The organism is Streptomyces niphimycinicus (assembly GCF_018883605.1).
Lineage (GTDB): Bacteria > Actinomycetota > Actinomycetes > Streptomycetales > Streptomycetaceae > Streptomyces > Streptomyces niphimycinicus.
This window is the reverse complement of sequence record NZ_JAHLEM010001100.1, coordinates 1-3,386: the sequence shown is the minus strand read 5'-3', so window position 1 is coordinate 3,386 and position 3,386 is coordinate 1. Positions and strand designations below refer to the sequence as shown.

Genomic DNA, 3,386 nt, shown 5'->3' with positions numbered 1-3,386 from the left:
CCGTGCGCCTCGACCGCGTCCACCTCGGACGCCGACAGCCCGGCACTCGCCAGCGCCTGACGGATCACCCGCTGCTGCGACGGACCGTTCGGCGCCGTCAGACCGTTGGACGCACCGTCCTGGTTGATGGCCGAGCCCCGCACCACGGCCAGCACCGGGTGACCGTTACGGCGGGCGTCCGACAGCCGCTCCACGAGCAGCATGCCCACGCCCTCGCCCCAGCCCGTCCCATCCGCCCCGTCGGAGAACGGCTTGCACCGACCGTCGGAAGCGAGTCCGCGCTGACGGCTGAACTCCACGAACGCACCAGGCGTCGACATCACCGACACACCACCGGCCAGCGCCAGGTCGCACTCGCCCTGACGCAGCGCCTGCATGGCCATGTGCAGCGCCACCAGCGACGACGAACACGCCGTGTCCACCGTCACCGCGGGTCCCTCGAGACCGAAGGTGTAGGAGATACGCCCCGACACCACGCTGGCCGCGCTGCCCGTGCCCAGGTGGCCCTCGAGGTCACCTTGCGCGTCCGCCCACAGCCCCGTGTAGTCCTGGCCGTTCGTTCCGACGAACACACCCGCCCGGGCACCCCTCAGTGCCTCCGGAGCGATACCGGCTCGCTCGAACGCCTCCCACGACGTCTCCAGCAGCAGCCGCTGCTGCGGGTCCATGGAGAGCGCCTCACGCGGCGAGATCCCGAAGAATCCGGCGTCGAAGTCCGGGGCACCGTAGAGGAAGCCGCCCTCGCGTGCGTAGGACGTGCCAAGCCGCTCGGGGTCGGGGTCGTACAGCCCGTCGAGGTCCCAACCGCGGTCGGCGGGGAACCCGGCGATGGCGTCGCCGCCCTCGGCGACCAGCCGCCACAGTTCCTCCGGTGTGTGGACATCCCCGGGGAAGTGGCAGCTCATCGCGACGATCGCGATCGGGTCATGGGCCACGGCAACGGCCGTCGGCTCGGCGGCGGCCACGGCCGGCTGGGCGGTGCCGAACGCCTCGGCGTCCAGGTAGTCGGCCAGTTCGGTGGCGCTCGGATAGTCGAAGACCAGCGTGGCCGGGAGGCGCAGCCCCGTCGCGAGGTCCAGCCGGTTGCGCAACTCGACCGCCGTGAGGGAGTCGAACCCGAGGTCACGGAAGGCCCGGCCGGGCTCCACGGACTCCGCCGACGCATGGCCCAGTACGGCGGCCGCGTGCCCCCGCACCAGCTCCAGCACGGCCTGGTTCCGCTCGGCCGCCGACAGTCCGGCGAGCTTCTCGGCGAAGGTGGCCGCTTCCGCCTGGGCACCGTCGTTGACCGCGGTCAGGTGCCTGAGGGCTTCGGGGATGTCACTGATGAGAGCGCCGCCGCCGGACGCGGCATGCGCCGAGGCCAGGCGCTCCCAGTCGACGTCGGCCACGACAAGCGAAGCCTCGTCATGGCCGACGGCCCAGCCGAGCGCCGCCACGGCCAGCGCCGGGTCCATCGCGGCCACCACACCACCGCGCACCCGTTCCCCGGCCCGGCCCTCCACGGCCATCCCGGCCTCGGCCCACGGCCCCCAGGCGACCGCCGTACCGGCGAGTCCGGCACCGCGACGCAGCACCGCGAGCGCGTCCAGGTAGGCGTTGGCCGCCGCGTAGGCTCCCTGTCCGGCACCGCCGACGACACCGGCGAACGACGAGAACAGCACGAAGGCGTCGAGATCCAGATGTGCGGTCAGCTCGTGCAACCGCTCCGCGCCCGCCACCTTCGCGCCGAGCACCCCGGCGACCCGGTCGACGGACAGCCCGTCCAGCACACCGTCGTCCAGCACACCGGCCGCGTGCACCACGCCGCGCAGGGGGAACCGCTCGGGGATCCCCGCCAGCACCTCGGCGAGCGCTTCGCGATCCGCGACATCACAGGCGACCACCGAGACCAGCGCACCCATGGCCTCGAGTTCGGCCTTGAGCTGGGGCGCACCGTCGGCCGCCGGGCCGCGGCGGCTGGTGAGGACGACGTGCTCCGCGCCCTCGGCCACCGCCCAACGGGCCACATGCGCGCCCAGCGCCCCCGTACCACCGGTCACCAGCACCGAGCCGCTGGGCCGCCAGGCTTCGCCGCCCGACGACACGACACGCCCCAACCGCCGGACGAACACTCCGGAGCCCCGCACCGCCGCCTGGTCCTCGCCGCCCTCGGCGGACAGCACACCGGCCAGCCGCCTCACGGCGCGCTCGTCGAGCACCTCGGGCAGATCCACCAGGCCACCCCAGATCCGGGGGTGCTCCAGGGCCGCGACCCGGCCGAGGCCCCACACCTCCGCCTGCACCGGGCTGGTGAGCCGGTCCGAACGCCCCACCGAGACCGCGCCCCGCGACGCGCACCACAGCCGAACGCCCACCTCCAGCCCCGCCAGGGCCTGCACCAACCGCAGCGTCAGCGCGAGGCCCGCCGCGACCACCGGCTCCCCGGCGCACGGCTCCTCGTCCAGGGCGAGCAGCGACATCACGCCGATCTCGGACTCGCCGTCGAGTGCGCCGAGCAGTGCCTGGGCGAGCCCGTCGGTGTCCGTGTCCGCGGCCACCGCCACCGGCACCACCCGGGCGCCGTGCTTCTCGAACCCCTGGCGGATCGACGTGGTGACCTCGCCTTCCGCCAGTCCGGCGGGCACCACCAGCAGCCAGGTCCCCGAGAGGGAGGCGGTGGCCACGTCCGGGTCCGGCTTCCAGGAGACGCGGTAACGCCAGCCGTCGACCGTGGCCCGGTCACGCTGCTGCCGGCGGTAGGACGACAGGGCGGGCATCAGCTCGCCGAGCGGACCCTTGCCGTCGACGTCCAGCGCCTCAGCCAGCGCCTCCAGATCCTCGCGCTCAACGGCTTCCCAGAACCGGGCGTCCACGCTGTCGGCAGCGGCCGAACCGCCTGTCGCCCCGCCCGTGTCCGCCAGCCAGTAGCGCTGTCGCTGGAAGGCATAGGTGGGCAGCTCGACCTTCCGCGCGCCGCGTCCGGTGAAGAGCTGTTCCCAGTCGACGGTGGTGCCGTGGACGTGGAGTTCGGCCAGCGCCGTCGTCAGCGCCTGGCCCTCGGGGCGGTCCTTGCGCAGCACCGGCACGACGACCGCGGCCGATGCCTCCTGCGCCGTCAGACACTCCCGCGCCATCGCCGAGAGCACACCGTCGGGGCCCACCTCCAGGAAGGTGGTCACGCCCTGCGCCTCCAGTGCCCGCACGCCGTCCGCGAACCGCACCGCCTCCCGCACATGCCGGACCCAGTACTCCGGCGAGCACACCTCGTCCGCGTTCGCCGCCGCGCCCGTCACATTGGAGACCAGGGCGATGGACGGCCGGGCGAACGACAGCCCCTCGACGACCTTGCGGAAGTCACCGAGCATGGCGTCCATGCGGGGCGAGTGGAACGCGTGGCTGACCCG

The 3,386-nt window shown here is 73.7% G+C and carries 1 protein-coding gene; it reads right to left on the bottom strand.

The genetic code is table 11. The features are described from left to right. Positions 1-3,386: type I polyketide synthase (locus tag KN815_RS47880; RefSeq protein WP_216348035.1), on the bottom strand; the 3,386-nt coding region annotated here is incomplete at both ends.